Below are 24,806 nucleotides of genomic sequence, written 5' to 3' on the forward strand. Positions count from 1 at the left end.
CCATGACGACACCTGACACGCTTCGCAATACGCGTATTGGCCTCAACCATGGATCGGTTTTGATGCCTGCCGCGGGGTTTGGCACCCTGATCCCTGATCCTCTCGTGACAAAGGAGGCTACCAAGGCCGCATTAGGGACGGGATTTCGACATTTCGATTGCGCGGAACGCTACCGCAATGAAGCAGCGGTAGGCGAGGCGATGCAGGAAGTGTTCAAGGCAGGGATTGTCCGGCGCGAGGACGTGTTCGTCACCACGAAGCTCTGGAATACCAATCATCGTCCGGAACGGGTCAAGACTGCCTTTGACGGCAGTCGCCGCCGACTGGGAGTCGACCATATCGATTGCTACATCATCCACACCCCCTTTGCCTTCAAACCGGGAGACGAGCAGGATCCAAGGGACGAGCAGGGGCGGGTGATCTACGATTCAGGCGTTACATTACTGGAGACATGGCGGGCCCTGGAGCGTCTCGTGGACGACGGGCACGCCAGGTCGATCGGTCTGTCGGACATTACGTTGGAGAAGCTGCGGGAGATCGTTTCGGCTGCGCGGATCAAGCCGTCAGTGGTGCAGGTGGAATCCCATCCGTATCTACCCGAATGGGAGTTGCTCGACTTCTGCCGGGGGCATGGGATCGTGCTCCAGGCGTTTGCGGCGGTCGGACATGCCATGGAGCCGAACCTGCTGGCCGATCCCGTGATTACCGCCATTGCTAAGCGTGTGCATAAGACGCCGGCTCAAGTGGCCCTGGCCTGGGCGATCCAGCGCGGCACCGCTTTCCTGACCACCTCGACCAAACCTTGGCGCATCCAGGAGAACTTTGACATCTCGGCCCTGCCTGAAGACGCAATGCAGGAGATCCGAGACCGCATCACCACCCATGTGCGGTTCAACTCAGTGGTGAAGACCGGCGTGCCCGGATTCATTCCGCGGGTCGCGGCGAACTGAAGTCAGCGGCGCGCAGCGCGAGGCTAAAAATGGCAACTTCCACGTTTCGTTCGCGGGCGAGAGAGGTGAAGCAGACACAGCGTCTGCTTCTAGTCTTGCTCGCCAAGAGTTTGCGCATAGGTCTTGCCGTATGGGTAGAAGCGTTCCTTGCGGCCCTGCTGCCACGCTGCCTTAAGCTCGCGCGTGGCGATATCCCAGTCCGGCCGGCATTTTTGGCTGACGGCACGCAGGTCCTGGCGGAGCTCTTCGATCGTGGGCCGCCCGAAGAACCAATAGCCGTTGTAAATCCTGTGAATGACGAGGCCGGGTTCCAGCACGATCACGTGCGGGATCATCGGATTGTTGACGGGATCGGTATATTCGGCGATGTCGAGATCCTTCTGAACGACGCGCCGCGGATCGGAGAGAAACGGCCAGTGCGCGCCGATGCCGTTTCGATTTTCGTTGGTCTGGGTGATATTGTCGGTGCTGATCGTGACCAACCGGCAATAGCCGACCTCCATCTCGCGATGAAGTTGCAACAAACCTTCGGCTTGACGGCGGTCCTTCGGGCAGAAGGCGCCGCGGCTAAGGACGAGCACCATGGGGTCCTGTCCCTGTAGCTCGGAGAGCCTTCGATGTTTTGCGGTATGATCGCTGAGCTCATAGTCGGGGAAAATGGCTCCAGGCACCATGTCGGGTCGCAATTGAAGTCCTCCCTCGTTTCGGGCGCATCAGCGCCCGGGCTGCGTGCGTTCACAAATCGATTACGAGGTCGCCCTCGGGCTGCGCGCAGCAGATCAGCACAATGCCGTCCGCCGGCGCGTCGACCGGGTACGGGCGGTAGCTGATTTTTCCTGCCACCAATCCGCTCTCGCAGGTATGGCAGACCCCGGTTCGACACGCATACCGCACAGGTACGTCGCACGCCTCGGCGAGCTCGAGCAGGTTGGGGAATGATGACCCCCAACGGACGTTGAGACCGCTGCGGGCAAACGAAATCATCGGTCCTGAGTCGGGAGCGCTGGCCGGCAAGTGCGGCCGCCGACGTGGAGCGGCGGCAATGCCCGGGGTAATGGACGGACCGGCACCGAACGTCTCGGTATGGATGCAATCCGGTGTGACACCCAATTGCTTGAGCCCGGCAGTCAGATCGCTCATGAAGGCGGAAGGGCCGCAGATGTAGAAATCGCCGTGGCGCGGCAGTTTGAGCTCACCAAGGACTCGCGTATTCAGATGCCCGGGCGCATCGAAATCAACGTTGGCCTGATCCTGCGGATCGGGCGAGCTGTAGCAGATATGTCTGTGGTGATGGGGAAGCGCGTCGAGCAGCGCACGCGTCTCCTTGGCAAAGGGATGTTCGTGGCCATTACGGGTTCCGTACAGCCACCAAACTTCGCGTGTCGATGCTTCGGCCGCCAGTGCGTGAAGCATCGCGAGCACCGGCGTGACCCCGATCCCGGCACTCAACAACACCACTGGCGTGTCGCCCGGCCGCAGTGTGAAATCGCCGCGCGCAGCGCTTGCTTGCACGATGTCACCAACTTGCAGCCCGTCGTCGATGTAGGCGCTCGCCACGCCGTGGGCTTCCCGCTTGACGCTCACGCGATAGGTTGCAGCATCGGGCGCTCCCGACAGCGAATAGCTGCGAATCAGTTCGGGCGCCGATGGCGGCCCAAGCCGAAGCACGACAAACTGCCCGGGGAGCGGCGCGGCGACAGGTTCTCCATCGGTGGGCTCGAGCAGCAGCGATGTCACATTGCCGCTCTCGCGCAGCTTGCGCGAGATGCGAAGCGGGCGGAATCCAGGCCATGCCGGGGACAGGCCGGACACGGCGCCGAGTCCGGCGTTTCCTGTTGTCGCACCGCCCTCGCGGTCTTGCTTGAGCAGCGCCTCGAAGGAGCGACGCCAGCCGATGCTCAGTACCGGGATGCGCAGCGCGCGCTCCAGTCGATCTCGGGGATGGCCGGGCTTGTAAAGCAGCGCATCAATCTCGGACACGCTCATGCGCTCGGGCCCGGAAGCGACCTGCGTAATCTCGTCGCCGGCCTCTACTTCGCCTTCCTTCAGCACACGGAAATAGAAGCCGGGTCTGCCGTGCTTGACCACGAGCGCGGCCATTTCCGGCTCATTCATGCGGATGCCCAGCCGGTAACAGGTCACGCGCGGTTGCGTCACCTCGAACAAGGCACCGCCGATCCGGTAACGGTCGCCGATACAGACCTCGGCATCCGGCAGGCCATCGACGGTAAAATTCTCGCCGAACTGTCCATAGATGAAGTCGTCTCGCCCCAGGTGGCACTGCCAGTATCGATAGCAATCCATCTGATAGACGAATACCGCGCGGCGTTCGCCGCCGTGCCCGTTCAGGTCACCCTGTCCGTCGCCGTCGATGTTGAGCCGGCGTACCATGCGCGGACCCTCGACCGGCACCTTCCAGATCCCGGTATGGACGGTCTTGCCCTGCCAGGTGATGTCGCGGGGCAGGCCGACATTGACCGAAAGCAAACGTGCCATCAAATTTCCTAACGACCATCACCCGCATGAACACAGGAAGGCTCGCCTCACAAAACCTACGACGCAAGCCTTAGCTGCATCCCTATGGGCCGCCGAGCGCGTTCCATTTCATCTCGAATGCCCTCGTGCCCACCGTGCTGATGTTAAGTGTGCTTTTCTATTCGACCTTCGGAAGAAGCGGGTCATATCAACGTATGAGTGGCGCGCTGAAGATTCTGTGTTCACGTCTGGTTGAGCTGTGACCAGCATCAGGGAGACGGCCAGGATGAATCCTTCTCAAGGGCGGTCGCTCGACATGAAGCTCGAGATCGTTGTCATCCCGGTCTCAAATGTCGATCGCGCCAAGCAGTTCTACGGCAGCCTGGGTTGGAGGCTGGACGCCGATTTCGCCTCTGATGATGGCTATCGCGTGATTCAGTTCACGCCGCCCGGGTCTGGAGCTTCGATCATCTTCGGGGCAAAAGTCACCGCCGCGGCGCCCGGTTCCGCCAAAGGACTGTACTTGGTCGTCTCGGACATCGAGGCTGCGTGCAAGGACCTGCTCAGCCGCGGCGTAACGGTCAGCGGACCGTTTCACGGCGGCGGCGAAGTACGCAATGGAGTCGACGAACCCCATTTGTTCGGCAGCGTCCGCCTCGGTGGACCAGACCCTGACCGCCGCAGCTATTTCTCGCTGGCCTCTTTCAGCGATCCTGACGGCAATGGTTGGCTGCTCCAAGAAATCACCACGCGGCTTCCCGGCCGTGTGGAAACTGACACGACTTTCACTTCGGCCGTCGAGCTTGCTGGCGCCCTACGGCGCGCCGCGGCCGCGCATGGCGAGCATGAGAAACGAACAGGCGGGCATGACGTGAACTGGCCGGACTGGTACGCCGAGTACATTGTCCGCGAACAAGCTGGCGAACCATTGCCATCTTGAACCCGTGACGGTGTTTTCCGCATCTCCTCCGGTTGATCGGCGGCTGACCGACCGCGAGTAAGTTGAGGGTGGACATTGAGGGGCTGCAATGAACGATCGAATCCTGGTTTTTTACGGCTCCTATCGTTCCGACCGGATGGGCATCCGCCTCGCCGAATTCCTTGTCGAGCGGTTGCGACGCCGGGGTGACGCCGTCGAACTGATCGACGCCAAGGCGGTCAACCTTCCGATGCTCGACAGAATGTACAAGGAGTATCCGTCGGGAAAAGCTCCGGAGTCACTTGAGCAGTTGGCCGGCAAGATTCATGATGCCGACGGCTTCGTGTTCGTCACCGGCGAATATAGTTGGGGTGTCCAGCCCGGACTGAAGAATTTGACGGATCATTTTCTCGAGGAATGGTTCTGGCGCCCCGCGGCGATCGCGAGCTATTCGGCAGGACGCTTCTCCGGCGCACGTGCTGCAACCGCTTGGCACGGCACACTCTCCGAGATGGGCATGGTGGTGGTCTCAAGCACGATTGCCGTCGGTCCGATTGCACAGACCCTCGCGGCCGATGGTGCCCCGACGGGTCCGGGCGGGGAGGCCCTCGAAAAGGCGTTTCCACGCTTTGCCGACGATCTGACGTGGTGGGTCGAAGCGGCAAAGATGCAGCGGCAGCGCAAGAAGCCGCCGTATTGATCGCCTGTCATCGCGAGCAGCGTGATTGCGCCCCTTCCACGATTAACCTGCACCGTTCGCTGGCAACTCGAAGCTGAAGCGGGCTCCGCCGAGTGTAGAGTTGTTTTCCACTCGAATCCGACCACCATGTGCTTCAATGATCGAACGGGAGATGGGCAAACCCATTCCCATTCCGGCCTCTTTCGTCGTGAAGAAGCTGTCAAAAAGACGAGGGAAAGCGGCCGAATCGACTCCCGGGCCGCTATCGTCGATAGCGCAGCACACCGTCTCAGAGGCCAACAGCGTGGTTCGAACATGGATGTTGCGGCGACCAGCGTGTGCCATCGCCTGCATCGCGTTGACGGCTAGATTCACGATTACCTGTTGAAGCTGAGTACGGTCGCCAACAATCTGCGGAAGGTCCGTTGCCAGATCGAGAGAAACGGAGATCCCTCTTGATTGAAATTCGTGTTTCAGAAAGGTCATCGATTCTTCAATAATGTCTCCGAGCGATAGCCGAACCAACTGAGCCTTTCGCCCCGTAACTATAGCACGTATTCGGTCGATGATTTCGGACGCTCGTCGCGCATCGGCGACCATGCGCTTAGTGAGTTCCTGGACTTTCTCGATATCTGGCGCGGAGCGCGCTAACCAGCGTAAGCCGGTTTCGCCATTCGTCACGATCGAGGCAAGCGGTTGATTGACTTCGTGCGCGATCGACGCTGCGAGTTCCCCCATCGTCATTACGCGCGTGATGTGAGCGAGTTCAGCTTGCGTATTGCGCAGATCTTCTTGCGCTTGCTTCCAATCGTGCATGTCCACAACTGTGCCGTGCCACTTTAGAATCCGGCCTTCTTGATCGAGCAATGGGAGTGCGTTCGTTACGCACCATCGATAGGTACGGTCGGCAGCGTGTATGGTGCGAACTTCAACTCGGTACGGCGCTCCAGTCGTGACACAGGAGAGCCACACTTGGACTGCGCGACTGATATCATCGGGATGAAGAAGCTTTGTCCAGTTATCGCCTTTGACTTCTTCGGCCGAGAAGCCAGTGTAATCGAGCAGGCGAGTATTGCAGTAGTCGATCGCCCCGTCCGGTGTAGCGCTCCAAAGCATTTCTGGAATGGTTTCGGTCATCTGGCGCAGGTTGAGTTCACTGTCCCGCAGTTTTTGTTCTGCGTGTTTGCGATCCTCGATGTCGGTGTTTGTCCCATACCAACCAGCGACGGCTCCACTTTCGTCTTGAAAAGGTTCTGCGCGAAACAGGAACCACCGATACACACCGTCGAAGCGGCGCATGCGCGCCTCAGCTTCGCCGGGCTTCCCGGACGTGAGGACCTTTCCCCATGTATCTGACAATGCCGGCAGGTCGTCAGGATGGATCGCGGCTAACCATTGCCAGCCAAGTGCTTGATCCAATGTCATGCCCGTGTAGTCGAGCCAACGTTTGTTAAGATACTCCGTGAAGCCGTCGGCGCGGCTCCGCCAAGTCTGCAGCGGGATTGAATCGAGCGCTTGCAGTTCTCGGTTGGTATTGTCCACTAGGACCCCGGCTTTTTCAGCGTATTCTCGCAACTTTGGCCCGAGGGCGCACCGGATTGCAATCGAATTTTTTGGGGTGGGAGTGTAAAACGACGAAATCCGGAGAATCTGCCGGAGCGAAATCACACGATGAAAGTCGGGTGATTGACGCGAGGTAAGTCTGCCGGACCTCACTCGTCTCCGGCATCATAAAGCTCACCAATGATTGCTTGTGAAGCTACAGACGTTCAAGAAAGTTGCGGACCAGAGACGCAATCTGGTCAGTCGCTTCATCTAGTGCGAAATGTCCTGCTTCTAGGAAATGGATCTCCGCTTGCGGCACATCGCCGGCATAAGCAGTCGCACCAGCAACGGTGAAGGAGAGGTCATATTTCCCCCAAACTACGAGCGTCGGCGGCTGTACTTCGCGAAGCCATTTCTGCCAGCGCGGATAGGAGGCAACATTGGTCCGGTAATCGAGAAACAGCGTAGTTTGAATGTCGGCTTGGCCAGGACGGGTCAGAAAAGCGTACTCGTCCGTCCATGTATCCGGATCGTAACGATCGGGATGGGGACTTGATCCGATATGACGCTGGCGCGTCGCTGCGAAGGACGTGAAGTTGGCCTTGAGATTCTCAAGCTCGTGGACTGGATCCGCCCAGTACTTCCTGCGCGCCTCCCAGAGCCGACTCAGGCCCTGTTCGTGAGCAACCGCGTTCTGGATGATGATTCCGCGGACGCGCTCCGGGTGGGCAACCGCCATGCGAAAGCCAACTGGCCCCCCGTAGTCCTGCATGAACAGCACATAGTTTGTGATCCCAAGCCGCGTTCCGAGTTGGCCCATCACGCGCGCGAGATTGTCGAAGGTATATTCAAAGCTCGACGGAGAGGGCGCGCTGCTGTTGCCGAAGCCGGGATAATCAGGAGCGATGAGATGATACTTGTCGGCGAGAAGGGGCAACAGCGGTTCCCACATCCTCGATGAGGACGGGAAACCGTGCAGCAGGAACACGGTCGGTGCGTCAGCCGCTCCGGCCTCCCGATAGAAGATGTTGAGGCCGTCGATTTCGACCGTGTGATAAGAAATCGAACGTCGGGTCGATGTCAGATCTTGCGTCGATCCGTTGCTGCTCATGCAGGCAAGTGCGACTGAGAGGGCAAGCACACCGGGAGTATTCATGGGATCAGCCATTTTGGTATGTGCGAGTGACCGCGGGTTCACTCCGCATTTCACGATGCTGCTGCGAGCTCAGGCGCAACGGCTTCCCGCAGCGCGGCTTCAAGGGGCGACATCTGCCGCCGCTAACGCGCCCGCGGCCAACTGACCCTCGCTGGTGAGTGGCGGTCCGCCGCCCATTGAACAAAACCGTCCCCGGACAGCCCATCTAGGGAAGAGCTCCTGCCTAGGCTGCACGAGTGGAGAAAGATCGGCCGTTCGATCCCTTGAGGCATCCCGGTCAGTTCCTTGAAGTGGGCGTTGAAATCACTGTGATTGAGTAAAAATCCGTCAATGGCACTTTCGAACACCCCAACGTCCTTGTCCGCCTCAACGGTGGTCATGATCTCTCTAAATTCGCGAGGGGCCCATAACGTTCAGTGGAGGATTATCGAACGTGACCCACCAATAGCTCGGTGACGAACAGGTCAGACGGATTTCCGCCTCGTTAGTCTTTGCGTGCACTTGAGCCTCCCTGCAGTGCTTCGTACGCCGTGAATCGTTCGGCGGCTGCCGCGTGCGGCGGGCCCAAATACGGAAATCCGGCAAGCAAATCCCGATGCGGGCCCACACCGTCAGATTTCACTCTTCCGTTGGTCAGGAGAGAAAGGAAGTGATCGAGGACATCGTCGGTAAGCGCTCGGCCGTTGCCCGGATACGAGGCCGGAAGCGCGGGATCGAAATGCAGGATGTCTGGCAGCAGCGTTGCTGCCACGCGCATCGCATCCACCGAAGCGTACTCCCCCGTGTGCTCCAGCGAATGCGCAAAAATTGGAATGAAGCGACTGTCCCCGGAAGGCTCCGACGCCTGATAGTCGGCGCCGGCCTCGCCGGTCAGGAAGATCGACTGCGACGGCTTGGCACCACGGTCGGCCTGAATCCACTTGCCGTTGGTGCGATCAACCGTCCGTGCCCAGACACCGAACGGTTTGGCGCCGAGAGCCGAGCGCGGCAACTCGAGGACGATGCTGCATACGTCTTTGTCGATAAAGTTGTCCCGGCCGCTGAAGTGAAAGCCGTTGATCGCGCCGGTTGGATCAAAAAAAAACGGATCGCTTCGCCATCCGGCAAAGAAACGATGGTCTGGGCCTTCCACCACGAGCGCCTCTTTATCCATCGAAACCGGCCACTCTTCAATGAGCTGCCCCTCGTCGCTGGTCTCGGCCGCCTGGATGCCCTCGACGCGGCGCAACACCGCGGTTTGCTTTCTGTTTGCAAACGCCGAGAAACATACGCGGTACGCAATGTCCGCGACCGCATCCGCGTTGGTGTCGATCTTGAATTCATACATCGCATCAGCGGCGAAAGGCTCGGGCGTGGTCGGCTCCTGCGAAAGCAGGCTGTAGGAGGGATGGACGTTCATGATCAGTACCAATCTGCTCGCATCCGCAGGCGAGGGAAATGCGTACAGGTCGGTCAAGTCCAAGCGCGCGTCCCCATGAGGGAACCCGACATTGGGTCCGGAATAATGATGGGACATGAAGAATACCTCTTAGACTCTCCGATGGAGCCGCGGGCAATCCGAGCCCCTCCAAGTGGAGTTATCGAGTGCGGGTGTCGTGGTGAAGCGTCGATCAAGCGTGACCCTCCCAGGCAACCCGTTACTGCGACCGGTACTTTTATAAATCTAGGAGACCCGGGCGGCGGAGGCGGGTTTGGTCTTTTGCTTCATCACTGCCAGCAGCGTGTTCGCAGCTGGACCCGACGAATGCGGGTTCTGTCCGGTAACGAGCAGACCATCGCTGACGACATGGGGCTCCCAGTCGGCCTTCTTCGAGAAGATAGCTCCCAGTTTCAGCATCTCATCCTCGACGAGAAAAGGCACGACCTTGGTGAGGCCGACCTCTTCTTCCTCCCCGTTTGTGAAGCCGGTGACTTCCTTGCCTTGTACCAGCAGCTTGCCGTCCGGCGTCCTGACATGACGCAGTGCGCCCGTGGAATGGCAGACAACGGCGATCGTCTTGTCGGCCGCAATAAACGATTCGATTAGTCTGATGGAGTGCTTGTCTTTAGCGAGATCCCACATCGGCCCGTGGCCGCCAGGATAAAAGACGGTGTCAAAGTCTTCTTGCCTAACGCTCTCAAGGCGGACGGTCTTGTCGAGATCAGCTTCCGCATCCTCGTCCTGTTCGAACCGGAGCGTAAGCTCGGTGCGGAATTCTGGTTCGTTGCTCTTGGGGTCAAGCGGCGGTCGTCCTCCCTTTGGCGACGCAAGCGTAATGTCGACGCCGGCATCCTTGAAGACGTAATAGGGGGCTGCGAGCTCTTCGAGCCAGAAGCCCGTCTTTCGTCCGGTGTTGCCCAATTGGTCGTGTGATGTGATTACCATCAGCACTTTCATTACTGTCTCCTTGGTTTGCCGTTATTGATTGAAGCGCTTGGCACCGAAGTATGCTCCGAAGCATCTCGTCGTTTCGCAGGCTATTGCCGACCTGATCTCGGAAACTCGCGAGAACGAGTGACGCTGTTATTTAGCGGATCGACAGCGGGGAATTCACTCATACGCTGAGCGCCAATCACTCATACGTTGATATGAGCGGAATTTTCCCAACGTTGAATGGCTCGAACTAGCTCAGTCGGGAATGATGACCCTACTGGCGCTCATAAGTGACGCCAGTGCCGCGCGACGAGCAGGCCAAATGACGAGATCAAGGTGACGCACATGATAGGAAACAACCGGCAGAACATCTTCGGCCGGCGGCGATTTCTAAGCGTTGCCGCCGGTGCGCTGGCCACCACGCAACTGATGCCAGTTCCCGTTGCTAGTGCGGGGCTGGTCCTCGACGGACCGATCCAGCTAGCCCAATCCGAGGGAACAGGCTCGTTCACGTCCCTGAAGCAGATCGACGCTGGCGTGCTCGATGTCGGATATGTTGAGGCGGGTCCCCTCGATGGGCCGGCGGTCATTCTGTTGCATAGCTGGCCCTATGACATCCACAGCTTCGCTGAGGTGACGCCGCTGCTGGTGTCAGCGGGTTTTCACGTCATTGTTCCCTATGCGCGGGGTTATGGCTCGACCAGCTTCCTGTCGAAGGAAACGCCGAGGACGGGTCAGCCCTCGGCCCTAGCCGTCGACACGATTGCGCTGATGGATGCACTCAGCATCAAGAAGGCGACCGTCGCCGGCTTCGATTGGGGGGCCCGCACCGCGGTTATCGTTGCCGCACTTTGGCCGCATCGCGTCGAGGGCCTCGTGTCCGTGAGCGGTTACCTCATTGGAAGCCAGGAAGCAGGGAAGATGCCGTTGTCACCGAAGGCCGAGCTTCAGTGGTGGTACCAGTACTATTTTGCTACGGAACGAGGCCGCGAGGGCTATTCCAAATACCGGCGAGAGTTCGCTGAATTGATCTGGAAGCTTGCGTCACCGAAATGGCAGTTTGACGACGCGACGTTCGCTCGTAGTGCGGCATCTTTCGACAATTCGGACCACGTCGATATCGTGATCCATAACTATCGGTGGCGCCTCGGATTGGCCCAAGGCGATCCGAGCCTGGACGAGCTTGAAGCGAAACTGGCCGCCGCGCCGCAGGTCGGCGTGCGGACCATCACCCTCGAAGGCGACGAGAACGGTGCGCCGCATCCGGACCCCGCCGCTTACGCCAAGAAGTTCACCGGCAAATATCTGCATCGCCTCGTGAAGGGTGGCATCGGTCACAATCTGCCGCAGGAGGCGCCAGCCGCCTTTGCCCGGGCCGTCATCGACGTCAGCAAGAGCTGATCCCTCTATCTGCACCAGGAGCACGTGACATGATACATCTTCCTGATCCGCCAATCCAACGGACGGCTGATTTCGAGTCTTACCAGGATCGTCGTCAGTTCCTCGGCACGGCCGCAATGGGGATTGCGTCTGCAAGTGCCACCAGCCTGTTCTCTACACGTCTGGCTCCGGCAGCCGAGAGTGGCGCCATTCGTCCGTTCCATATCGACTTCCCCGAGAAAGGGCTGGTCAAGCTGCGCGAACGCGTGATGATGACCCGCTGGCCGGAGCGCGAAACGGTCGCCGATCCGTCCCAGGGCGTGCAGCTGAGGACAATTCAGCAACTCGCGGAGTACTGGCGGACCGATTACGACTGGCGGAAGGTGGAAGCGCGGCTCAAGGCCTTGCCGCAGTTCATCACCGAAATCGACGGGCTCGACATTCATTTCATTCACGTTCGTTCGAAACATGGCACTGCGCTGCCGATGATCGTGACCCACGGGTGGCCCGGCTCGATCATCGAGCAGATGAAGGTTATCGATCCCTTGACCAATCCCACCGCGTACGGCGGAAGCGCATCGGATGCGTTTCATCTGGTGATTCCCTCGCTGCCGGGTCACGGCTTTTCCGGCAAGCCGACGGCACCGGGGTGGACTCCCGTGAGCATCGCGCGTGCGTGGGCGACGTTGATGCGACGCCTGGGCTACACGCGTTACGTCGCGCAGGGCGGGGACTGGGGGAATGCCGTCTCGGAGGTGATGGCGCTGCAACAGCCGCCGGGATTGCTCGGCATTCACACCAATATGGCGGCCACGGTCCCAATTGACGTTTCAAAAGCGCTTTCGGCCGGGGGCCCGCAACCCGTCGGCCTATCGGCTGATGAAAAACATGCGTGGGACCAGCTCGATGACTTCTACAGGCACGGCCTGGCCTACGCCCAGGAAATGTCGAACCGGCCACAGACGCTTTACGGAATCGCGGATTCGCCCGTCGGCCTCGCGGCCTGGATGCTGGATCACGACATCCGCAGTTACGGTATGATCTCTCGCGTCTTCGATGGAATGACTGAGGGGCTGACCCGGGACGACGTCCTCGATAACGTCACGCTTTACTGGCTCACGAACACTGCGATCTCCTCGGCGCGTCTCTACTGGGACACCACGCAGATGTCGACGGCAGGAGGCTTCTTCGACGTCAGGGGCGTCACGATCCCAGTCGCCGTGAGCGCGTTCCCTGACGAAATCTATGCGGCCCCGCGAAGCTGGGCAGAGCGGGCGTATCCCAAACTCATACATTACAACAAGCTCGACAAGGGCGGGCACTTCGCAGCCTGGGAACAGCCTGAACTCTTCTGCGCCGAGATGCGTACGGCCTTCAGGCAGCTGCGTCAACCGATCTGAATCGAACCGACTCGTGCGTAAGCGCGTGTCCTTCCTCCAAACAGGAGTGCATATCATGAACCGACCCGAACAAACGTTTGCCACTGAGCAAATCCGACTGGAGCGCCGTCTGCCGTCATACTGGCGTGTCACTTTCGACATGCCGCCGGTAAACATCTTCGGCCCGAAGCATCTTCCTCTACTTAACGACGTCATCACCACGATCGAGACCGATCCAGAGGTGAAGGTTGTCGTATTCGACAGTGCCGTCGATGGATTCTTCATCACGCACTACGACTTTCTCGCGCCGCTCGAAGAATCGCTAAGCATCCCGCCGGGACCTACGGGGCTGCAGGCGCTTCCCGACATGCTGGTGCGTCTCAGCCGTGCGCCGGTCGTATCCATTTCCTCGATCCGAGGCCGCGCGACCGGGGTCGGCAGTGAGCTTGCGTTGGCGAGCGACATGCGCTTCGCGAGTCGCGAGAAGGCGATCCTGTCGCAATGGGAGGTCGGGGCCGGCCTGGTACCTGGCGGCGGGCCGATGGCGCGATTACCGCGTCTGATGGGGCGAGGGCGCGCGCTCGAAGTCTTGCTCGGCGCCGATGATATTCCCGGCGACCTCGCCGAACGATACGGCTACGTCAACCGGTCGCTGCCGGACGCCGAACTCGACGGGTTCGTCGAAGCGTTCGCGATGCGCGTTGCGTCGTTCGACAAGGAAGCCATCGCTGAGACCAAGCGTCTCGTCGACGTTGCGAGCTTGCCGGCGGATCTGGAAATTCGGCCTGAGTGGGACGCGTTCTTGGCCTCCCTGGGCCGCCCTGCAAGCCAGAAGAGGATCAAGGCGCTGATGGCGCGGGGCTTCCACCGCGCCGGCGACGTCGAAAATCGACTGGGTTTCCATGTCGGGCAACTCGGGGGCTGAGAGGATCGCTGCGGCATGCGACGAACGCGACGTCGATGTCGGAGCGGCCACCCTGAAGTAGGCGACCGGGGGCGGCCGTCAGTCGTCCTGTCCGTGAACACAAGGAGCTGTAATATGGGCTTTACGATCGATATTAACGGAACCCCGCGCAGCGTCGACGTCGATGGGGACACGCCACTGCTGTGGGTTCTGCGCGACGTGCTGGGGATGACCGGCACGAAGTTCGGATGTGGGATGGCGCTGTGTGGCGCCTGCACCGTGCAACTCGACGGTTCCGCGATCCGTTCCTGCATCACGACGATCGACAGCGTCGGGAACTCCAGGATCACGACGATTGAGGCGATAGGTGCCACAGCAATCGGCGCGAAGATCCAGAAAGCCTGGCTCGACCATGAGGTCGCGCAGTGCGGATACTGCCAGTCCGGCCAGATCATGTCGGCCTCGGCGCTGCTGAGAGACAAACCTCATCCGACCGATTCGGACATCGACGACGCGATGAGCGGCAATATCTGCCGCTGCGGCACTTATGTCCGCATCCGCGAGGCGATTAAGCTGGCAGCGCAATCGCAGACGAAGGAGGGCTGAAGATGACTTTCGATCGCAGTTCGCCAGGCGCGTACGCCGACCTTTCTCGTCGCAATTTCCTAATCAACAGCGCCGTGGCCGGGAGCGGTCTGGTTCTGAGCTTGAGTTTGCCATTCGGCCAAGGCAAGGCCGTCGGTAACGACAGCTTCGTGCCGAACGCCTTCATCCGTATCGGCACCGACGGGCAGATCGTGCTCACGATGCCCTATGTCGAGATGGGGCAGGGTACCTATACCTCGATCCCGATGCTGATCGCGGAAGAGCTTGAAGTCGGCCTTAAGCAGGTTCGGATCGAACATGCTCCGCCGAATGAAAAACTGTACGCCAATCCGCTGCTGGGCGTGCAGGCGACCGGTAATTCGAATGCCATTCGCGGCGCCTGGAAGCCGCTCCGCGAAACGGCGGCGGCTGCGCGGATCATGCTGATCGCGGCCGCCGCGAGCCGCTGGGGCGTCGATGCCGGTTCCTGCCATGCCGACGCCGGCGAGGTCGTCCACGCGCCGAGCGGGCGCCGCCTGAGGTATGGCGAGCTTGCCGCCGAGGCCGCCCGGATGCCTGTTCCGAAGGACGTGGCCCTGAAGCCGGCAGAAGAATTCAAGCTGATCGGGACCCCGGCGAAGCGGCTCGATGCTTCCGGTAAGGTCAACGGTGCCGCCGTCTATGGCATAGATGCTCGTCCGCCGGGCGTGAAGATCGCGACGTTGGCGCAATCGCCGGTTTTCGGCGGCCGGCTGAAGAGCGTAGATGATACCGCGGCCAAGGCGGTCAGAGGTGTCCGCCAGATCGTTCGTCTCGACGATGCCGTCGCCGTCGTGGCCGATCATATGGGTGCCGCGAAAAAGGGCTTGGAGGCGCTCAAGGTCGAATGGGACGAAGGCGCTCATGCCGGGCTGGGCACGCAGGACATCGCTCGCGAGCTCGAGCAGGCGACGCGGAAATCAGGCCCGGTCGCTCAGAACATCGGTGACGCCGACAAGGCCATGGCGAACGCCGCGATGAGGGTCGAGGCGAGCTATCACCTGCCGTTCCTGGCGCACGCAACGATGGAGCCGATGAACTGCACCGTGCATTTCCGAGGCACTGAATGCGAGCTCTGGGTCGGGACCCAGGCAATCGCGCGTGTTCAGGCAATGGCGGCGAAGGCGGCCGGCCTGCCGGTCGAGAAAGTGACCGTTCACAATCACCTCATCGGCGGCGGCTTCGGTCGGCGTCTTGAGGCCGACGGCGCTGTGCGTGCCGTCGAGGTCGCCAAGCAGGTCGATGGTCCCGTCAAGGTGGTGTGGACGCGCGAGGAGGACATCCAGCACGATATGTACCGGCCCTATTGGGTTGACCGCATCGCGGCGGGCCTCGACAAGAGCGGCAAGCCGGTTGCCTGGATCAATCGCTTCGCCGGGTCATCGGTGATCGCGCGCTGGCTGCCGTCAGCTTTCAAGGATGGCCTCGATCCCGACACCACGGAAGGTGCTATCGATCTGGTTTATGCGCTGCCAAACTTTCACGTCGAATACGTTCGCATTGAACCGCCAGGCATCCCGACGGCGTTCTGGCGCAGCGTCGGTCCCTCGCACAATGTCTTTGTCACTGAAAGCTTCATTGATGAGCTGGCGGCGGCTGCAGGTCAGGACGAGGTGGCCTACCGTCGTGCGCTGCTCGACCACAATCCGCGAGCGAAGGCCGTGCTCGATCTGGCCGCGGAAAAGGCCAGCTGGAGTTCGCCACTGCCGAAGGGGCGCGGTCGTGGCATTGCCCTGCAATATGTGTTCGGGAGCTACCTCGCCCAAGTGGCCGAGGTGGAAGTGGCAAAGGACGGTTCCGTTCGAGTCCATCGCGTGGTCTGCGTGATGGATTGCGGCACCGTGATCAATCCCGACACTGTTGAGGCGCAGATTCAGAGCGGCGTCATGTTTGGCGTGACTGCAGCATTGTACGGCGAGATCACGCTGAAGAATGGCCGCATCGAGCAGGCGAACTTCGACACGTACCAGATGCTTCGCATCAACGAAGCGCCGGCCATCGAGGTTCACCTCGTCAAAAGCACCGAACCGCCCGGCGGAATGGGCGAGGCCGGCACATCGGGCATCGTTCCAGCGATCTGCAATGCGGTCTTTGCCGCCACGGGAAAGCGCCTGCGCAAGATGCCGATCGATAGCAATGCGCTCAAGGCGTGAGCAGAAACAAATTTCAGCTCAACACGGAGAAGTGACATGATCCGCAAGGTAGAGGCAGTTTGGGACTGGCGGCGACGGGAACGGCCAGCTTTCCAGCGAGTCCGGCGTGCTCGCTGAGAGCCGTATTCGTTCAAGACGCGCTTCGAAAACGAGAAGGGCACCAACCCCGAGGAGCTGATCGCAGCAGCACATGCCGGCTGCTTCACCATGGCGATGGCCTTCGGACTGCAACTCGCGGGCTTCAAGCCGACCGAGCTGTCGACAGAAGCCGCCGTAACACTCGAACCCGAAGGCAAGGGATTCAAGATCAGCAAGTCGGCTCTCACCATGCGTGGAAATGTGCCCAGTCTCGACGAGGCGGAGTTTGCCCGCATCGCGGCGAGGCCGAGAAGAATTGTCTGGTGTCGAAGGTTCTCAATGCAACAATCACGCTGGACGCGCAGTAAAGCCTGGAAAGGAGTGCCGGCATGACCACGAAACATCAACCTGATCAAGCCGATTTCAGAGCTATCCTGCCGGAAGACGTCGAATGGAAGCCGTTTCCGGCGTTTCCGACCGGAACACACCTCGCGGTAATGGTTGGCCACCCGGCCGAAGCCGGTCTTTATGTGGTCAGGGTCAAGGTACCTAATGGCACGAAACTGATGCCGCACAAGCATCCCGAGGACCGGATCTACACGGTCATGTCAGGCGTCTTCTACATTGGGCTAGGCGAGACGTTTGATGGCGGTAAGGTGAACGCCTATCCGCCTGGAAGCGTCATTGTTCTGCCTGGTGAGACCTGGCATTTTCACTGGGCGAAGTCCGGCGAATACGTCACGCAGGTGACGGCGATCGGTCCGTTGGGCCTCGAATATCACGACGCGGAAGACGATCCACGTCATCAGACGGATGAGCCGGTCTTGGCTGGCCACCTGCCGGGCCATGGGTGAAGGCGGGATTTCTGGACCGCAAGGGGCGGGTCTTGGAATTGATTCTGATCCTAACGTCGTCAGGAAATATCGATTGAATGGAGAACGTTGATGAGTGTTCGAGACGCCAAGGTGCTGAAGACTGTTTCGCCGCAGACCCCTACGGATCTGACGCCGGATGCTATCCGAGATATTTCAGGTGCTTTGAACATCCTGCTTTCCGATGTGTTCGGGTTGTATCTCAAGACCAAGAATTTTCATTGGCACGTGTCTGGTCCGCACTTTCGCGACTATCACCTTATGCTGGACGAGCAGGGTGACCAAATCTTTGCCATGACCGACGCCATCGCCGAACGCGTTCGAAAGATCGGAGGCATAACCTTGCGTTCAATCGGGCATATCGGCCGATTGCAACGTGTCCTGGACAACGACGCCGAATTCGTTACTCCGATGGACATGCTCGCGGAACTCAGGGACGACAACAGACAGATCACCGCAGCGATGCGCGAAACACACGGCTTGCGATGAGTACGGCGATCTGGCGAGCGCGAGTCTCTTGGAAAACTGGATCGACGAAGCGGAGCGGCGCACCTGGTTCCTGTATGAGGCAACACGGCAAGGGATCGGTTGAAAAAATGCGATGACCGCAGCCTACGGAATTGTGCAATACGGATTTGACTTCGCTATTGTCCGCGTCGGCGGGCCGGGATGGAAAACCGTGGAGCTCGACCTTTGGGCCGTGCGTTTGCAGCCACTAACCAATCAACTTCGATCCAACCGAGGGGGCGAATTTACTGACTTCCAAGAATGCAGGAGAATGGCTAAGCGGGATAGTTGTTCGCCGAGCTTCTCAAGCCATTATTCCCCGATCGGTAGCATCATGCAGAAGATTGCGCCGTGAGGTTGGTTTGGCGTTGCCCATAGTCGCCCGCCATGCGCGTCGACGATCGAGCGACAGATCGACAACCCTATTCCGAGGCCACTCGCCTTCGTGGTATGGAAAGCCTCGAAAATGCGCGCGAGGCCTGTCGGCGGCAGTCCCGGACCCGAATCGCTTATAGCGACGAGCACGCTGCCCGAATCGGCTTCACTCGTGCAGATCCGTAGCTCACGTAATCCGCCGCTGACCTCACTCATCGCTTCAATCGCGTTCATGATCAGGTTCAGGATTACCTGTTGCAATTGAACTCTGTCTCCCAAAACGTATGGTAGACCCGCCGACAGTTGCGTTTTCGCCGAGACGCCATGATCTGACATCGCAACACGGGTCAATCCCAAAACCTCCAGAATCGCCCCGTTGACTTCCAAGCGTTCCTTTCGCATCGGCGCCTTCCTGGAGAAATCCCGAATTCGATTGACGATATCAGCGGCCCGCTTCCCGTCGTCGATGACGCGCTCAATCGACGACTTGGCCTTTTCCAAATCCGGCGGTTGCCGGGCGAACCATCGCAGCGCGGTTTCGGCATTCGTAAGCAGGGCAGCGAGCGGCTGGTTAACCTCATGGGCAATCGAGGCCGTGAACTGGCCCATGGTAACCACGCGGCTCGCGTGCGCCAGTTCCATTTGGGCCTCGCGGAATCGCCGCTCGCTCTCAATTAACTCGGTCTCGGTCCGCTTGCGATCTTCGATATCGTAGGTTGCTGCGTACCAAGCGATAACGTCTCCGTTCCTGCGCAGTGGCACACGCCGCGTGACGAACCAGCGATATTCGCCATCGGCTCGTCGAAGACGAACTTCCGATTCGAACGGCTCACCCGTAACAAGCGCGGCATCCCATGCGGCTTCGAGTCGCGGAACGTCATCAGGATGAGTGATGATGCTGGTGCGCGTGGTCCACTTCGTTGTTGTGAGTCCGCTGTATGTGCGCCCGACTTCGTTGACATAGTCGATGATACCGTCGGCCCGATGGCGAAGCACGAGCACAGGTATTGTATCGATTATTAGTTGAAGCTCGTATCTGGCCTTGGCGAGGTCAGCTTCACTTGTTCGCAGCGCGTCTTCAGTTCGCTTTCTGTCGTCGATATCGAACGCGATGGCATACCATTTGATCACTTCTCCCGTTTCACCGCGAAGCGGTACGCGGCGAACCCGATGCCACCTGTATTCTCCATCCGCTTTTCGTAGCCGCTGTTCCAGCTCGAACGGCTCTCCTGTCGCGATATGGTTTCGCCACTCGCGCTCGACCATCTCCTCGTCGTCGGGGTGCAGCGCGCTTCCCCAACGACGGCCTCCCAAATTGTCCTGTGAAAGGCCGGTATATTCCCGCCAGTTCTTGTTGCGGAAATCCATGAATCCGTCGGGGCGATATCGGGCAATCAATGCCGGGACCGTGTCAACGGTCTGCCGAATTTCCTGTTCGGCTACTTGCGCTCTTGTCGTGGCCTCGCTGCGTTCGGCGTTTTCGAGCCGCAGCGCGTCGTTTTGCTGCTGCAGTTTCTGAATCATTATCTGCTGGTTGTCGAGCAGCAACTGAAGCGAGGCCGAAGTCCTCTTTCGGGCGGCAGACAGCAGCACCACGAACACTGAGGCCACGACAAACAGTCCCAGTCGAATAGCTTCGCCGGACGGGGGAACAGAGGGATAGCCTGAAAGAAGGGGATATTGGACAGAAAGAAAGCTTAGTACGGAAGCGAGCGCCGCCGGACCTGGACCTGCTGCCAAGGCCACAAATGCGACTACGGAGAGAAACAAGAGCGTATGATCAGCGCCCCACGAGGGGTCCATGGAAAAAGCCACCGCGACCGCCGCGGCGGCCGAAAAAACTGCAATCGAGTAATTCAGGACGGTTGGCCACCTCGGGCTCCGCGAAGGAGCGGATGTCGTCATGATCATCTTCCCTCACCTGGACACCGCCAGTTCACCGTTCGGATTGTCGCAGGAGTGGACTGGAGTGGACAAGGCTATCGGCCAAGTTTTCCAAGTTTCGGTTTGAGCGCGTCCGCCATCCGAACCAGTTCGGCATAGGTTCGCGCACCCATTTTGTGCATGGCCGCACCTCGATGAATTTTGACCGTAATTTCGCTGATCCCGAGGTCGCCGGCGACCTGCTTGTTCATCTTGCCGGTAGTGACGAGCAGCATTACTTCCTGTTCGCGCGGCGAAAGCGTTTCGAAGCGCTCTTTCAATAATGAATCGTCATTCTCGACGACCCGTCGCTGTCGGTCGCGCTCGATGGCGGCCATGACGGCATCCAGCATATCCTGATCGCGAAACGGCTTTGGGAGGAAGTCGACGGCGCCATGTTTCATCGCATGAACGGACATCGGAATGTCCCCGTATCCGGTCATCATCACCACCGGAATTCCGATGCCGGTCTGGACCAGCCGGGTTTGAAATTCCAGGCCGTTCATGTCGGGTAGCCTGACATCGAGCACAATGCAGCCCGGTCTCTCCGAGAGGCTTGCCGAAAGGAAATCCTTTGCCGTGGCGTAGGTCTGGGTCTGAAGTCCGACCGAGTCAAAGAGACCCTCCAGCGCGCCACGCATGGAAGCATCGTCGTCGATGACGTGCACGAGGGGCTTTTCGTTGGTCGCTTGCCGCATGCCGTTTGCTATGCACCGTATTTTCACGGAGGTGTTAGCACGAACGGGAACGGACCGGGCATCACACCTATGTATAGGCGGCCGGGGTCTCCGGCTATCGCAGAAAGTTCAATTGTGGCGGCGTCTTAGCTTGCACTTGCCGCGACAGCGGGCGTGTAGATCGAGAAAAGCGACCCTTTCCCCACAATTGATCGGACTTCGACCCGGTGGCCAAGCATCTCCAGCGCACGACGGACAATAGCGAGCCCGATGCCCAAGCCATTGCTGCGACCGGGCGCAAGGCGCGTGAACGATTCGAAGATTCGAGGCAACTGGTCTTCGGGAATCCCGATGCCTGTGTCGAATACATCGATCCTGATTTCAGCTCCTTTGCGGCGGCAGCCGATCAAGACGCGCCCTCCCGGTTCCGTGTATCTTATGGCATTCGTCAACAAATTCTGGAGGACGCAATCGAGTAGCACTGGATTGCTCATCACTTGGGCATCGGTTGTCACGGCCCGAAGATCGATACCTCCCTGAAGGGCGGCATCTTCGTTTTCGTGCCGGAGCCGCCAGAATAGGGGCCCAAGTCCGACAAAGGAGACCTCCAACGCATTGGTCCGCTCGGCTAGGTAAAAGGCATCCACCAGACAATCAAGCTGTTCCGTCAGCTTGTTGACGGCACGCTCTCCCCGATCCAGCCATGCCTGCTGTGGCATTTCTTCCAGCCGCGAGCGCAGCAGCGAGTAGGTCCCTTGGATAACCTGCAAGGATTGCCGCAGGTCGTGTCCCATCATCCCTACAATTGTTGTTTGAAATTCCTGTGCGGCGGGAGCGCCCAGCCTCCGATCCTGCATAGCCGGCGTGACGGTAAAGCTTTCAATCGACCTCATGCTGTCCTCACCTGTTGACTTTCGATCCGGGTTCCATGAATAGCCGGTCGATGAGGTCTTTCCATTCTACGTTTCGGTGCCGTTGATCAGCTTATCGTATGATGTGCGGGGCAGGCCCAACGGTATCGAGGGCCGATAAGCCGGGGAGTGGAGGGGACACTTCCGGGCCTGAAAACGATGGCTAATTTCTAAGCTATTGCCTGTGACTGCATCATTGCGCCGCAGGCTATAACACTCTTGTATAGTTCCTGAGCAGCGCAGGTGCATGCAACAGTTCGTTTCCCCGCTTCTTCATTCAATTCGGGGCATGGATGCTGTGTGGCAAGACATCTCGAAATCGCAGTCATCGACGATGACGAGTCATTCCGCGTAGCACTCGTGGAATCGCTGTCCTCGCTCGGGTATGGATCCAGCGGATACGCTTCTGCGGAGGACTATGTTCGTTTGATCGGGAGCAACGCGGTCAATTGCGTTGTTTCGGACATTCACATGCCTGGCATGAGCGGGCTGGACCTGATGAAACATCTTGCCGCTCAGGGAACGACAACCCCCGTCGTTTTGATCACGGCACGTTCAGATGCGAACCTGGAGGCCAAGGCCGCAGTCGCAGGTGCCGTGTGCCTGCTCAGAAAGCCATTTGAAATAAATGAGCTGATTGGTTGCATCGAAGGAGCGGTGAAAGACTGAAACGAGATCGTGACAATGCGGACGCTGAGTTCCCTTGGCTTAGGATTGGGCGAGCGCACCCTGTGATAGTTTTCGCATCTCATGCAATGGCGCTCCAAGACCTGAGCCGATTTCGCGGAATACGCGGCCTCAGAAAAGCCGAGACGAACTCTAAACACGAGCGAGCGACACGGTGACCACGAAGACTAAAGCTATCCGGCTTACCGGACCCCAGTTGGACGAGAATCGTTGAGCGGTGCTGAACAGACGCTCTCGGCGAGCCAGCGCGATCTCAGGCTGACGATAGATACGATTCCTGCCCTGGTGTGGTCGACCGGCGCCGATGGTTCGGTTGATTTCGTAAATCAGCACTATCTCGATTACGTGGGGCTGCCCTCCGAGCAGTTGATGGAGTGGGGCTGGACGACTGCAATTCATCCGGACGATCTCAGCGGTCTTGCAGCGATTTGGCGCTCGCTCTTAGCCTCAGGAAAAAGCGGCGAGGCCGAAGCGCGGTTTCGTCGGGCCGACGGCGAATATCGTTGGCTTCTTCTACGCGCCAACCCCTTGCATGACAGCAACGGAAATATTGTTAAATGGTACGGATTGAATACGGACATTGAAGACCGGCGGCGCGCGGAGGTTCATCTCGCGGGCGAGAAGCACGTCCTCGAAATGATTGCGTGTGGACGACCTCTTCGCGATATTCTGACCGCGTCATGCAAGCTGTTCGAGGAAGCTGCCAGCGACTGTTTCTGCGGCATCTATCCGATTGACGGTCGTGGCAAAATATTCGAGTTCGGCGTAGCGCCCTCACTGCCTGCCAGTTACACCGCTCCGATCGAGGGAGTGCAGGTCGATTCGGATGACTCTCCACGTGGCCAGTCGATCAGCGAAAAGACCCAAGTGATCGCAGAGGACATTGAATCTGACCCGCGTTGGATGCAGGCTCCGTGCCGCGCCCATGTGCTCGATCACGGGCTGCGAGCGGTTTGGAGCACGCCAATTTGCTCGCGCGAGGAATCGGTCATCGGCACGATTTGTGTGTATCAGCAGAGACCCGGCATTCCGTCTTCACATCACCAGGAAATTATCGCACATATCGCCCAACTTGCGAGCATCGCGATCGAGCGTTCACAGTCTGAAGATGTGCTCAAGCGCAGCCAATTCTATCTCACTCAGGGGCAACGGATAAGCCTAACGGGTACTTTCGCATGGGATGTGGCCACGGATGAGATCGCGTTTTCAGGTGAACTCAAGCGCATTTGGGAGTTCGAGCCGAATACGGTGGTGACTTTTGCTCTCCTTCGTGAGCGCACCCACCCGGAGGATCTCCGAAGGACCGGTGCCTATTTGGAGCAGGTCCGTGCGGGTTTTGACAACCCCGACTATGAAATGCGCCTGAGCATGCCGGATGGTCGTATCAAATACCTGTGGGTGTGCGCGCGCGTGGTGAAGCAGGAGGACGGCCGACTGGAATGCCTCGGTGCCATTCAGGACATTACGCGTCGCCGGCTCGCTGAAGATGCGCGTGACACGATTCGATCGGAGCTGGCACATGTGGGCAGGGTTGCCAGCCTCGGAGCGTTGACGGCATCGATCGCGCACGAGGTAAACCAGCCGCTTGCGTCGATCGTGACAAGCAGTGAAACGGCATTGCGCTGGCTGAACCAGCCAGAATCCAATTTCGAGAAGGTACAGCAAGTCCTGAAGCGTATCGTCAATGACGCGCGACGTGCCGCCGATGTCATCGATCGTGTCCGCACGATGGCAAGCAAGGGGACGCCCAGGCAGGCGGAGACTGAGCTCGCTGACATTATTACGGAATGCGCGGCTTCATTGTATCACGAATTCCAATCGAAGAATGTGTCGAATTCGCTCTATTTGGCGCCCGACCTGCCAAAGGTGATGGTCGACCGCACGCAGTTGCAGCAGGTCATCGTGAACCTTCTTATCAATGCGGTGCAAGCCATGACCACGTCGGATGTGGCGCCCAGGAATATTGCGATTCGAACACAGCAAGTCGATGCGCAAACGGTGTGCTGCATCGTCGAAGATAGCGGCCCTGGCATTGACGCGGAGCATCTGCCGCGCCTGTTCGACAGTTTCTTTACGACCAAGGAGACCGGCATGGGGCTGGGCCTGCCGATCGCCCGGTCAATCATTGAAGCACACAATGGGGTTATTCGAGCCGACAACAAGTCAACCCTCGGTGGGGCGAGACTCATCATCGAGTTGCCCGCAAGCTTTTCGTGAGGGCATAGATGTTTCGCCAATGAAACGCTTTCATTGATGGCG

Annotated in this window: 21 protein-coding genes and 2 pseudogenes; 13 read left to right on the forward strand and 10 right to left on the reverse strand. The window is 59.3% G+C overall.

Annotation, left to right across the window (positions count from 1 at the left end; genetic code table 11):
• Window positions 1-2 precede the first annotated feature (2 nt).
• Window positions 3-950 carry an aldo/keto reductase gene (locus tag E4K65_RS05870; RefSeq protein WP_135173354.1) on the forward strand — a complete coding sequence of 316 codons (948 nt, stop codon included), beginning with the start codon at window positions 3-5 and terminating at the stop codon, window positions 948-950.
• An 89-nt stretch (window positions 951-1,039) separates the two neighbouring features.
• Here E4K65_RS05870 and E4K65_RS05875 read toward each other — a convergent pair whose 3' ends face one another.
• Window positions 1,040-1,636, reverse strand: a complete 597-nt coding sequence (locus E4K65_RS05875; RefSeq protein ID WP_209312040.1) for a redoxin domain-containing protein — start codon at window positions 1,634-1,636, stop codon at window positions 1,040-1,042.
• A gap of 49 nt (window positions 1,637-1,685) precedes the next feature.
• Window positions 1,686-3,446, reverse strand: coding sequence for an MOSC and FAD-binding oxidoreductase domain-containing protein (locus tag E4K65_RS05880; RefSeq protein ID WP_135173355.1), 1,761 nt, complete (start codon window positions 3,444-3,446; stop codon window positions 1,686-1,688).
• Window positions 3,447-3,711: 265 nt separating this feature from the next.
• Between E4K65_RS05880 and E4K65_RS05885 the strand changes: the two genes are divergently transcribed.
• Both E4K65_RS05885 and E4K65_RS05890 read left to right on the forward strand, forming a co-directional pair.
• Window positions 3,712-4,365, forward strand: a complete 654-nt coding sequence (locus E4K65_RS05885; protein WP_135173356.1) for a VOC family protein — start codon at window positions 3,712-3,714, stop codon at window positions 4,363-4,365.
• 88 nt (window positions 4,366-4,453) lie between these two features.
• Window positions 4,454-5,044: an NADPH-dependent FMN reductase gene (locus tag E4K65_RS05890; protein WP_135173357.1), complete on the forward strand. Its 591-nt coding sequence runs from the start codon at window positions 4,454-4,456 to the stop codon at window positions 5,042-5,044.
• 42 nt (window positions 5,045-5,086) lie between these two features.
• Here E4K65_RS05890 and E4K65_RS05895 read toward each other — a convergent pair whose 3' ends face one another.
• The 5 genes from E4K65_RS05895 to E4K65_RS05915 form a co-directional block, all read right to left on the reverse strand.
• A complete protein-coding gene (locus E4K65_RS05895) occupies window positions 5,087-6,565 on the reverse strand; it encodes a PAS domain-containing sensor histidine kinase (protein WP_167770560.1) in 1,479 nt (492 codons plus the stop codon).
• A gap of 217 nt (window positions 6,566-6,782) precedes the next feature.
• Window positions 6,783-7,724, reverse strand: coding sequence for an alpha/beta fold hydrolase (locus E4K65_RS05900; RefSeq protein ID WP_135173777.1), 942 nt, complete (start codon window positions 7,722-7,724; stop codon window positions 6,783-6,785).
• Between the two features lie 122 nt (window positions 7,725-7,846).
• Window positions 7,847-8,104: a hypothetical protein gene (locus E4K65_RS05905; RefSeq protein ID WP_135173359.1), complete on the reverse strand. Its 258-nt coding sequence runs from the start codon at window positions 8,102-8,104 to the stop codon at window positions 7,847-7,849.
• A gap of 104 nt (window positions 8,105-8,208) precedes the next feature.
• A complete protein-coding gene (locus E4K65_RS05910; protein WP_135173360.1) occupies window positions 8,209-9,240 on the reverse strand; it encodes a DUF4331 family protein in 1,032 nt (343 codons plus the stop codon).
• Window positions 9,241-9,387: 147 nt separating this feature from the next.
• Window positions 9,388-10,101, reverse strand: coding sequence for a type 1 glutamine amidotransferase domain-containing protein (locus tag E4K65_RS05915; protein WP_135173361.1), 714 nt, complete (start codon window positions 10,099-10,101; stop codon window positions 9,388-9,390).
• A 321-nt stretch (window positions 10,102-10,422) separates the two neighbouring features.
• Between E4K65_RS05915 and E4K65_RS05920 the strand changes: the two genes are divergently transcribed.
• The 8 genes and pseudogenes from E4K65_RS05920 (at window position 10,423) to E4K65_RS05955 (ending at window position 18,059) form a co-directional block, all read left to right on the forward strand.
• A complete protein-coding gene (locus E4K65_RS05920) occupies window positions 10,423-11,478 on the forward strand; it encodes an alpha/beta fold hydrolase (RefSeq protein ID WP_167770562.1) in 1,056 nt (351 codons plus the stop codon).
• Window positions 11,479-11,594: 116 nt separating this feature from the next.
• Window positions 11,595-12,857 carry an epoxide hydrolase family protein gene (locus tag E4K65_RS05925; protein ID WP_135173779.1) on the forward strand — a complete coding sequence of 421 codons (1,263 nt, stop codon included), beginning with the start codon at window positions 11,595-11,597 and terminating at the stop codon, window positions 12,855-12,857.
• Between the two features lie 55 nt (window positions 12,858-12,912).
• Complete coding sequence (locus tag E4K65_RS05930; protein WP_135173362.1) at window positions 12,913-13,761, forward strand: enoyl-CoA hydratase/isomerase family protein; 849 nt, start codon at window positions 12,913-12,915, stop codon at window positions 13,759-13,761.
• 114 nt (window positions 13,762-13,875) lie between these two features.
• Complete coding sequence (locus E4K65_RS05935) at window positions 13,876-14,346, forward strand: (2Fe-2S)-binding protein (protein ID WP_135173363.1); 471 nt, start codon at window positions 13,876-13,878, stop codon at window positions 14,344-14,346.
• 2 nt (window positions 14,347-14,348) lie between these two features.
• Entirely contained in the window at window positions 14,349-16,517 is a 2,169-nt protein-coding gene (locus E4K65_RS05940; RefSeq protein WP_135173364.1) for a xanthine dehydrogenase family protein molybdopterin-binding subunit, read from the forward strand.
• 36 nt (window positions 16,518-16,553) lie between these two features.
• Window positions 16,554-16,963 (forward strand): annotated as a pseudogene (locus E4K65_RS05945) (OsmC family protein).
• 21 nt (window positions 16,964-16,984) lie between these two features.
• The gene (locus E4K65_RS05950) at window positions 16,985-17,449 is read left to right on the forward strand and encodes a cupin domain-containing protein (RefSeq protein WP_135173365.1); all 465 of its coding nucleotides are present in this window, start codon (window positions 16,985-16,987) and stop codon (window positions 17,447-17,449) included.
• A 90-nt stretch (window positions 17,450-17,539) separates the two neighbouring features.
• Window positions 17,540-18,059 (forward strand): annotated as a pseudogene (locus E4K65_RS05955) (Dps family protein).
• Window positions 18,060-18,286: 227 nt separating this feature from the next.
• Here the strand turns inward: E4K65_RS05955 and E4K65_RS05960 are convergent.
• The 3 genes from E4K65_RS05960 to E4K65_RS05970 form a co-directional block, all read right to left on the reverse strand.
• A complete protein-coding gene (locus tag E4K65_RS05960) occupies window positions 18,287-20,260 on the reverse strand; it encodes a PAS domain-containing sensor histidine kinase (protein WP_135173366.1) in 1,974 nt (657 codons plus the stop codon).
• A gap of 68 nt (window positions 20,261-20,328) precedes the next feature.
• Window positions 20,329-20,970, reverse strand: coding sequence for a response regulator transcription factor (locus E4K65_RS05965; RefSeq protein WP_135173367.1), 642 nt, complete (start codon window positions 20,968-20,970; stop codon window positions 20,329-20,331).
• A gap of 125 nt (window positions 20,971-21,095) precedes the next feature.
• A complete protein-coding gene (locus tag E4K65_RS05970) occupies window positions 21,096-21,842 on the reverse strand; it encodes a sensor histidine kinase (protein WP_135173368.1) in 747 nt (248 codons plus the stop codon).
• A gap of 318 nt (window positions 21,843-22,160) precedes the next feature.
• On the opposite strand from E4K65_RS05970, the gene E4K65_RS05975 reads away from it, so the two are divergent.
• On the forward strand, window positions 22,161-22,529 hold the full coding sequence (locus E4K65_RS05975) for a response regulator (RefSeq protein ID WP_135173369.1): 369 nt from the start codon (window positions 22,161-22,163) through the stop codon (window positions 22,527-22,529).
• Between the two features lie 228 nt (window positions 22,530-22,757).
• Window positions 22,758-24,764, forward strand: coding sequence for a PAS domain-containing protein (locus E4K65_RS05980; protein WP_135173370.1), 2,007 nt, complete (start codon window positions 22,758-22,760; stop codon window positions 24,762-24,764).
• Window positions 24,765-24,806 lie beyond the last annotated feature (42 nt).

The sequence above is a fragment of the Bradyrhizobium niftali genome (genome assembly GCF_004571025.1).
In the GTDB taxonomy this organism is placed as follows: domain Bacteria; phylum Pseudomonadota; class Alphaproteobacteria; order Rhizobiales; family Xanthobacteraceae; genus Bradyrhizobium; species Bradyrhizobium niftali.

What these genes read in the sequence shown, in the direction of transcription:
- E4K65_RS05920 (WP_167770562.1), top strand. Translation starts at nt 10,423, where the DNA reads ATGATAGGAAACAACCGGCAGAACATCTTCGGCCGGCGGCGATTTCTA.
- E4K65_RS05915 (WP_135173361.1), bottom strand. Translation starts at nt 10,101, where the DNA reads ATGAAAGTGCTGATGGTAATCACATCACACGACCAATTGGGCAACACC.
- E4K65_RS05960 (WP_135173366.1), bottom strand. Translation starts at nt 20,260, where the DNA reads ATGATCATGACGACATCCGCTCCTTCGCGGAGCCCGAGGTGGCCAACC.
- E4K65_RS05950 (WP_135173365.1), top strand. Translation starts at nt 16,985, where the DNA reads ATGACCACGAAACATCAACCTGATCAAGCCGATTTCAGAGCTATCCTG.
- E4K65_RS05890 (WP_135173357.1), top strand. Translation starts at nt 4,454, where the DNA reads ATGAACGATCGAATCCTGGTTTTTTACGGCTCCTATCGTTCCGACCGG.
- E4K65_RS05905 (WP_135173359.1), bottom strand. Translation starts at nt 8,104, where the DNA reads ATGACCACCGTTGAGGCGGACAAGGACGTTGGGGTGTTCGAAAGTGCC.
- E4K65_RS05900 (WP_135173777.1), bottom strand. Translation starts at nt 7,724, where the DNA reads ATGAATACTCCCGGTGTGCTTGCCCTCTCAGTCGCACTTGCCTGCATG.
- E4K65_RS05970 (WP_135173368.1), bottom strand. Translation starts at nt 21,842, where the DNA reads ATGAGGTCGATTGAAAGCTTTACCGTCACGCCGGCTATGCAGGATCGG.
- E4K65_RS05885 (WP_135173356.1), top strand. Translation starts at nt 3,712, where the DNA reads ATGAATCCTTCTCAAGGGCGGTCGCTCGACATGAAGCTCGAGATCGTT.
- E4K65_RS05910 (WP_135173360.1), bottom strand. Translation starts at nt 9,240, where the DNA reads ATGTCCCATCATTATTCCGGACCCAATGTCGGGTTCCCTCATGGGGAC.
- E4K65_RS05940 (WP_135173364.1), top strand. Translation starts at nt 14,349, where the DNA reads ATGACTTTCGATCGCAGTTCGCCAGGCGCGTACGCCGACCTTTCTCGT.
- E4K65_RS05935 (WP_135173363.1), top strand. Translation starts at nt 13,876, where the DNA reads ATGGGCTTTACGATCGATATTAACGGAACCCCGCGCAGCGTCGACGTC.
- E4K65_RS05925 (WP_135173779.1), top strand. Translation starts at nt 11,595, where the DNA reads ATGGGGATTGCGTCTGCAAGTGCCACCAGCCTGTTCTCTACACGTCTG.
- E4K65_RS05880 (WP_135173355.1), bottom strand. Translation starts at nt 3,446, where the DNA reads ATGGCACGTTTGCTTTCGGTCAATGTCGGCCTGCCCCGCGACATCACC.
- E4K65_RS05965 (WP_135173367.1), bottom strand. Translation starts at nt 20,970, where the DNA reads ATGCGGCAAGCGACCAACGAAAAGCCCCTCGTGCACGTCATCGACGAC.
- E4K65_RS05870 (WP_135173354.1), top strand. Translation starts at nt 3, where the DNA reads ATGACGACACCTGACACGCTTCGCAATACGCGTATTGGCCTCAACCAT.
- E4K65_RS05930 (WP_135173362.1), top strand. Translation starts at nt 12,913, where the DNA reads ATGAACCGACCCGAACAAACGTTTGCCACTGAGCAAATCCGACTGGAG.